The organism is Mesorhizobium sp. M7A.F.Ca.CA.001.08.2.1 (assembly GCF_003998455.1).
Classification (GTDB): domain Bacteria; phylum Pseudomonadota; class Alphaproteobacteria; order Rhizobiales; family Rhizobiaceae; genus Mesorhizobium; species Mesorhizobium ciceri.
Map to the genome: position 1 here is coordinate 1 of NZ_RZPW01000267.1, position 7,558 is coordinate 7,558.

General features: G+C 63.0%; 6 protein-coding genes. 1 reads left to right on the plus strand and 5 read right to left on the minus strand.

Annotated features, from left to right (window positions below):
- Positions 1-132: DNA gyrase inhibitor YacG (gene yacG, locus EN914_RS17195; protein WP_127389169.1), on the plus strand; the 132-nt coding region annotated here is incomplete at its 5' end.
- 5 nt (positions 133-137) lie between these two features.
- On the opposite strand, the gene EN914_RS17200 is transcribed toward yacG, so the two are convergent.
- The 5 genes from EN914_RS17200 to EN914_RS17220 form a co-directional block, all read right to left on the minus strand.
- Positions 138-1,508 carry an alpha-glucosidase/alpha-galactosidase gene (locus tag EN914_RS17200; protein WP_024504778.1) on the minus strand — a complete coding sequence of 457 codons (1,371 nt, stop codon included), beginning with the start codon at positions 1,506-1,508 and terminating at the stop codon, positions 138-140.
- Between the two features lie 19 nt (positions 1,509-1,527).
- Entirely contained in the window at positions 1,528-3,195 is a 1,668-nt protein-coding gene (locus EN914_RS17205) for an ABC transporter ATP-binding protein (protein ID WP_024504777.1), read from the minus strand.
- 10 nt (positions 3,196-3,205) lie between these two features.
- Positions 3,206-4,345 carry an ABC transporter permease gene (locus tag EN914_RS17210; RefSeq protein ID WP_024504776.1) on the minus strand — a complete coding sequence of 380 codons (1,140 nt, stop codon included), beginning with the start codon at positions 4,343-4,345 and terminating at the stop codon, positions 3,206-3,208.
- A gap of 1 nt (position 4,346) precedes the next feature.
- Complete coding sequence (locus EN914_RS17215) at positions 4,347-5,354, minus strand: ABC transporter permease (protein WP_013530191.1); 1,008 nt, start codon at positions 5,352-5,354, stop codon at positions 4,347-4,349.
- Positions 5,355-5,465: 111 nt separating this feature from the next.
- Positions 5,466-7,550 (minus strand): ABC transporter substrate-binding protein, encoded by a 2,085-nt coding sequence (locus EN914_RS17220; RefSeq protein ID WP_013530190.1) that lies wholly within the window; start codon positions 7,548-7,550, stop codon positions 5,466-5,468.
- Positions 7,551-7,558 lie beyond the last annotated feature (8 nt).

A 7,558-nucleotide genomic window follows, 5' to 3' on the forward strand; every position in this document is an offset into this window, starting at 1 on the left:
TCGGCGCGCGACAGCTTTCCGTTCTGCGCGACGCGCTGCAAGGACATCGACCTCAACCGCTGGCTGAAGGGCGCCTATGTCATCAAGGCCCGCGATGACGAGGAAGAGACGGATCCCGACGCTCCGAAATGAGGTCGTCAGGCGGCCTCGGTCTTGCGCGCCACCCGCGCCCAGCCCGGCAGCCAGTCGCCGTGAGCGGCCAGGAGATCATCGACCAGTGACCAGATCTGGTCGAGATCGAGTTCGGCCGCGGTGTGCGGATCCATCATCGCCGCGTGGTAGATGTGCTCGCGGTTCTCGGTCATCAGAGCCCGCACCGTCAGTTCCTGCACGTTGATGTTGGTGCGGATCAGCGCGGTCAATTGCGGCGGCAGGTCGCCGATATAGGTCGGCTGGATGCCGGAGGCATCGACCAGGCACGGCACTTCGGCGGCGCAATCGCGGGGCAGCGAGGTGATGCAGCCATTGTTGCGGACATTGCCGTAGATTACCGACGGCTCGCCGGTCCAGACCGAATTCATGATCGAGGAGGCATATTCCCGGGACTGCTCGACCTCGATGCGATCGGCCGAGCGATAGGCCTCAGCCTGCCCCTTCCAGCGCTCGATCTGCTCGATGCAGCGCTTGGGATATTCATCAAGCGGGATGCCGTACTTCTCGATCAGGTCCGGGCGGCCGTCCTTGATGAAATAGGGCGTATATTCGGCAAAATGCTCCGAGCTCTCGGTGACGAAATAGCCGAGCCTGGTCAGCATCTCGTAGCGCACCTTGTTGGGACAGCGCGGGTTCCAGCCGGGCTTGGGCGCGCGGCCTTCGCGATAGGCGCGCACGAGATCTGGGTAGAGGTCGCGGTAGGAACCGTCCGGCTGGCGATGCTCGAACTTCAGATAGAACGCCATGTGGTTGATGCCGGCCGAGCGATAGCGGATCTCTTCGTAGGGAAGGTCGAGGTCTTCAGCCAGCTCCATTGCCGTGCCCTGCACCGAATGGCAGAGGCCGACCTGCCTGATCTCAGGGTATTTCTCTGCTATCGCCCAGGTGTTGATCGCCATCGGGTTGACATATTGCAGCATGATCGCATCGGGGCAGACGGCGAGCATGTCTTCGCACACCTTCCACAGATGCGGCACGGTCCTTAAGCCCCGCATGATGCCGCCGACGCCGAGCGTGTCGGCGATCGTCTGGCGCAGGCCGTATTTCTTCGGCACCTCGAAGTCAGTGACTGTGCAGGGCTCGTAGCCCCCGATCTGGAAGGCGACGACGACGAAATCCGCGCCGGCCAGCGCCTTGCGCTGATCCGAATGGGTCTCGGTCTTCGCCTTGACGCCAAGCGTCGCGATCAGCTTGTTGACGACAATGGCGCTCTCTTCCAGCCGCTGCGGATTGATGTCCATCAGCGCGATCGTCGCGCCGGACAGCGACGGGCGCTGCAGCACGTCGCCGACAATGTTCTTCATGAACACCGTCGAGCCGGCGCCGATGAACGTGATCTTGGGATTTCTTGCCATGCTAACCTCCGGCATATGTTCAGGCCACATCGAAAGCGGCCCTGACGAGCCGTTCGGTGTAAGCGGTCTTGGGATTGGACAGGATGTCGTCGACGGGGCCCTGCTCGACGATCTTGCCGTTCTGCATGACGATCACGCGATGGCACAGCGCACGCACCACCTTGAGGTCGTGCGAGATGAAGAGGTAGCTGAGGCCGCGCTCGTCCTGCAGCTTGCGCAGGAGGTCGATGATCTGCGCCTGGACGGAGAGGTCCAGCGCCGATGTCGGCTCGTCGAGCAGGATGAATTCTGGTTCGAGCGCTATGGCGCGGGCGATCGCGATCCGTTGTCGCTGGCCGCCGGAGAATTCGTGCGGAAACCGCGACAGAATATCGCCCGGCATGCCGGCGCTGACCAGCGCGTCGCGCACCCGTTCGACCCGCTCGCGCCGCGTCGCCCCTATGCTGTTGACGATCAGCCCTTCCTCGATGATCTGGCCGATCGTCATGCGCGGGTTGAGCGAGGAGAACGGATCCTGGAAGACGATCTGCATGCGCGAGCGCAACGGCCGCATCTCGGCCCGCGACAGGCCGTGGATCGGCTTGCCGTCGAAACGGATCTCGCCGCGCTTGGCGTCGATCAACCGGAGCAGGGCCTGGCCGAAGGTGGTCTTGCCGGAGCCGGACTCGCCGACCAGCCCCAGCGTCTCATGACGACAGAGTTTCAGGCTGAGATCGTCGACGGCGACCAATTCGCGCCAGTCGGGTTTCAGAAAGGTGCCGTGGCGCAGCATGAATGAGACGCGCACGCCGCTGGCCTCGAGAATGGTGCCACAGCCCTCCGGCAGCGGTTTCGGCTGCCCGTGCGGCTCTGAAGCCAGCAGCCGCCTCGTATAGGGATGCCGCGGATCGCCGAACAGCCGTTCGGTGACGTTGTGCTCGCACATTTCGCCATGCTGCATGACATAGACGTAGTCGGAGAACTGGCGCACCACGGTGAGGTCGTGGGTGATCAGGATCACCGCCATGCGCAGCTCTTTCTGCAGGCTGCGGATCAGGTTCAGGATCTGCGCCTGGACGGTGACATCGAGCGCCGTGGTCGGCTCATCGGCGATCAGCACGTCGGGATTGTTGGCCAGCGCCATGGCGATCATCACCCGCTGGCGTTGCCCGCCCGAGAGCTGATGCGGGTATTGTCTGAGCCGCGCGGCAGGATCGGGAATCTGCACGTGCTGCAGAAGTTCGAGCGCTCGCGCCCAAGCCTGTTTGCGGCTGACCTTACGATGCACCCGGATCGCCTCGACGATCTGGCTGCCGACCGTATAGATCGGGTTGAGCGAACTCATCGGCTCCTGGAAGATCATCGAGATGCGGTTGCCGCGCAGCTTGCGCCGGGCGCTCTCGGGAAATTTCAGGATGTTTTGCCCGTCATAACAGACGCTCGAGCCGGGCGACACCGTGGCGCGCCGCGACAGCAGGCCCATGACGGTGCGCGCCGTCACCGACTTGCCCGAACCGGATTCGCCGACGATGGCGATCGTCTCGCCGCGATAGAGCTGGAACGAGATGTCCTTGACCGCTTCGACGACGCCATGCTCCACCTTGAAGGCCACGGCGACGTTGCGGGCATCGATGATCGGCTGGTCCTGGCGTCCGCCATGGTCGTGACGGACGATCGGTGCGAAGGATTCGGCGAGCGCGACGGACATCTGTGCCACCTCAATAAGGGTCGACGGCGTCGCGCAGGCCGTCGCCCAGCGCGTTGAAGGCAAAGACGGTGACCAGCACAAAACCGACCGGCGACAGGATCCAGGGATAGGTGCCGATGACGGAATAGGTCGCGGTGTCCTGCAGCATCAGGCCCCACGAGATCAGCGGCGGCTTGACGGCGAAGCCGAGGAAACCGAGGAAGGATTCGAGCAGCACCACGGTCGGGATCGCCAGCGTCACGGCGACGATCACATGGCTCATCACATTGGGGAAGATGTGCTGCATGATGATGCGCCGGTCGGTGGCGCCGACCGCCATGGCGGCGCGCACATACTCGATCCGCGCCAACGCCAGCGTCTTGCCGCGAACCTCGCGCGACATCTGCGCCCAGCCCAAGGCCGACATGACGATGATGACGAAAGCGAGGAAGACGTTGGTGGGAGCGGTGACCGGGATCAGCGTCGTCAGCGCCAGATAGAGCGGCAGTTGCGGGAAGGCGAGCACCAGTTCGACGAAGCGCTGCATCCAGACATCGAACCTGCCGCCGAAATAGCCGGAAACCATGCCGACGGTGGTGCCGATGACGGTGATGATGAAGACGACCGTCAGGGCGATCATCAGCGAGACGCGCGAGCCGTGGATGGCGCGCGACAGCACGTCACGGCCGAACTTGTCGGTGCCCAGGAAATGCACCGGCTGGCCGTCCAGCGAGCCGAACAGATGCCGGTCCGCCGGCAGCAGCCCAAACAGCTTGTAGGGCGCGCCATGCACGAAGAAACCGAGCAGCCTAGGATGATCATAGTCGGGGCCGACGACGGGCTGGAAAGTGACCGGATCGAGGTCCGCCGAATCGGCCAGCGCATAGACCCTCGGCCGTGCGGTGAAACCGCCGTCTCTGTCATGGAAGCTTGGCACCTGCGGCGGAGCGAAGCCGACATCCGTGACCTTCGGGTCCATTGGCGCGATGAATTCGGCGAATACGGCCATCACCAGCAGCAGCACGACGAGCCAGAGCCCGGCCATGCCGGTCCAGGAGCGCTTCAGCCGGCGCCAGACAAGCGCCATGTAGCTTTCGTTGCCATGCGCCGGTTTGGCGACGATGGGCCCTTCGGCAGGCAGCGGTGGAGGGGATGGATCGCGCGCCAGCATCTCAACGCTCCCCGAACTGGCGCACGCGCGGATCGAGCAGCACGAGCAGCATGTCGGCGATGATGTTGCCGACGATGAGCGTCGCCGACAGGACCATCATGAAGGTGGCGGTGACATAGACGTCGCCGACAGCCATGGAGCCGACGATCGCCGGGCCGACGGTCGGCAGTGCGAAGATGATCGCCGTCTCGATCTCGCCGGTCAGCATATAGGGCAGCACCACGCCCTGATACATGATGAGCGGATGCAGCGCGTTGGGCACGGCGTGGCGCATGACGACGGCAGCACCCGTCAGCCCCTTGGCCCTTGCCGTCTCGACATATTGCGCGTTCAGCGTATCGAGCAGATTGCCGCGCATGACGCGCATATTGTAGGCGAGGCCGCCGAAAGTGGCGATCGCCACCACCGGCCAGACATGTTTGACGAGGTCGACGAATTTGGCCCACGACCACGGCGCACCACCATATTGCGGCGAGAAGAATGAGCCGATCTCAGACACGTTGAACTGGAAGACCAGGAGATAGACGATGATCAGCGCCATCAGGAAGCGCGGCACCGTCATACCGAGGAAGGAGATGGCCGACAGTGTCGAGTCGATCCAGGTGTATTGCCTTGTCGCCGCCCATATGCCGAATGTGATGCCCAGCACCGAGGCCAGCAGATGGCAGACCAGCGCCAGAAGGAGCGTGCGCGGCAGGCGCTCTCCGACCACATCGGCGACCGGTTTGTTGTAGTACAGGCTGTAGCCGAAATCGCCTCGAGTGACGATGCCGACGATCCAGTTGAGATACTGCACGGGCAGCGGCTTATCGAGGCCATGCTCGATGCGATAGGCCTTTGCCTGCGCGTCGGCCTCGGCAAAGGAAGCTCCACCCTGGTTGATCGCCTGCGAGCGGATGTAGTCGGCATAGTCACCCGGCGGCGCCTGGATGATGGCAAAGGTGGCCAGGCTCAAGATGGCGAGGACCGGGATTGCCGACGCTATGCGCGTGAGCAGGAATCGCAGCATGGACGGTTCGTTTCCTTGTCTCGCCGATCGCGCCCTTGGTTGCGTCCGGAGGTTGGTTTGTCCGGCCGCGCCAGCGGCGCGGCCGGAGGTCTCTCAGTCAGGGAGGTAAACCTAATTCATCAGCCCCTTCTCTCCGGGTTTGCCGGGCAGCTCATCGGGGAACAATTCATATTTCGCCTGCTTGTCTGCGGCGACAAACACCCGTTCGCGGATGATCGAATCCTCGGCCCAGTTGAACATGAAGATCGGCGTGCCCTGCGGAATGTTCGAGAAGCGCTTGTTGACGATCAGCGCGCCGGGATATTCCGTCAGGCCGACATTGTAGACGTGCTCCGTCGAGATCTTCTGGAATTGTTTCATCAAGCTGGCGCGCTGGTCATTGTCCTGCGTGGAGACGAACTTGTTGACGATGTCGACGAGGTCCTTTTCGAACGGCATCACATCGACCTCGCCATTTTCCGGCGCACGATGGTCCCAGCTGGTGCGCGGGCCGACCGGGGCAAGCTGCACGGTGTTCTGCACCACCGAGGTCAGTTCCTGTTCGTTGCGCCGGACCAGCCAATCGAAGCGGCCGGAGTATTGCGAAGCGTCCCGCTGGGTGCCGTTGAGGCCGTTGAGCACGACCCGCAGCCCGAGCTTTTCCATCTGGGCGACGACGCCTTCGGCAAGGCTTTTGTCGGTCGTGTAGTCGTTGTTGACCAGCATCACGATCTCGACATTCTTGCCGCCGGCGGTGCCGGAAGGGAAATTCACGAAGCCGTCGCCGTCCGTATCCTTGAGGCCGGCCTTGGCGAGTTCAGCCTTGGCGCCATCGAGGTCGAAGGGGTAGTAGACCGTCGAATTGCGGTCGTAGAAGCTGGTTCCTGACGACAAGCCGCCGGGATAGATGGCGGTGAACGGCCCCTTGACCAGCGAGTCGCCGAGCGCCTTGCGGTCGAGCGCCATGGTGACGGCCTTGCGGAAATCCTCGTTGCGGTTCAGCTCGCGGATCGCCTGGCCGCGTTCGTCCGGATTGCCCCAGCCATTGGCGGAAAAATTAAAGCGCAGATTGTAGCCGATGAGCCGCGGGCCGAAAGCAAGACGGGCAGGCGCGTTCGCCTCCGCCGCACGCTTCAGCGAGGCGACGAAGTTTTCCGGCTGCTCCAGATTGGAAAAATCAGCCGCGCCGGCCACCGCCTGGACGTCGCGATCGGCCCAGGTCGACAGCTTGTAGTGCAGTTCGTTGAGATAGGGCAGTTGATTGCCCTTTTCGTCGACCTTCCAGTAATAGGGATTGCGGCGCATGACGATGATGTCGTCCGGCCGGTATTCGACCGGGACCCAGCCGCCCATCACCGGCATGTTCATGAATTCCGGCGGGAAGGCATTTTTGAACTGATCATAGGTGTTCTTCGAATATTTCGGATGCTGCGGCTTCAGGATGTGCGCGGGGCCAGGACAGAAGGTGCCGTAGGCCATGGCATACAGGTACTGCTTCGGGAAGGCGTCCTTGAAGGTCCATTCGACGGTGTAGTCGTCGATCTTCTTCAACGTCGTGCCGACGCCGAAGGTTTCCGGCGTGGCGCCGTTCAGCGGCGAGACGTTGGGATCGACGACCTCGTCGTCCCAGTAGAACATGACGTCGTCGGCATTGAACGGCACGCCGTCCGACCACTTCGCGCCTTCGATGAGGTGCATGGTCAGCTTGTGGCCATCGCTCGACCAATCCCAGCTCCTGGCCAGGTTCGGCAGCGGCTCGGTGTCCTTGGCCTCGACCTGGAACAGCGGGGCGGTGCGCGTCAGGCATTCGGAGAGGCCGATGTCGATGCCGCCCCAGCCTTGCGTCTGACCGGCGCCGTAGTTCCAGCCTTCCGGCCGCCCTCCGATGACGTGGCGCATCGTATCGCCATAGACGCCGATGCCGTCTTGCATATTGCCCGTCTTGAAGACCAGCGGCTCCTTCGGCAGCCTGTCTTTCACCGGCGGCAGCTTGCCGGTCTTGACGTATTTCTCGGTGACCCAGTCGGGCTCGTGATATTCGGGAAGCGCCTTGAACTCCAGAATGGAGTCGCGCGCGACATAATTGATCTTGCCTTCGGCGGGAAACGGTGTCGGCGCCGGCGGAACCGTCGGCTCGGAAGCGTATGCACTGAGTGCCGAGACCGAGACGCTCAGCGCCAGTCCGGCAGCAAGGCCGATATTGCGTAAATTCCTCACTGTCTCTC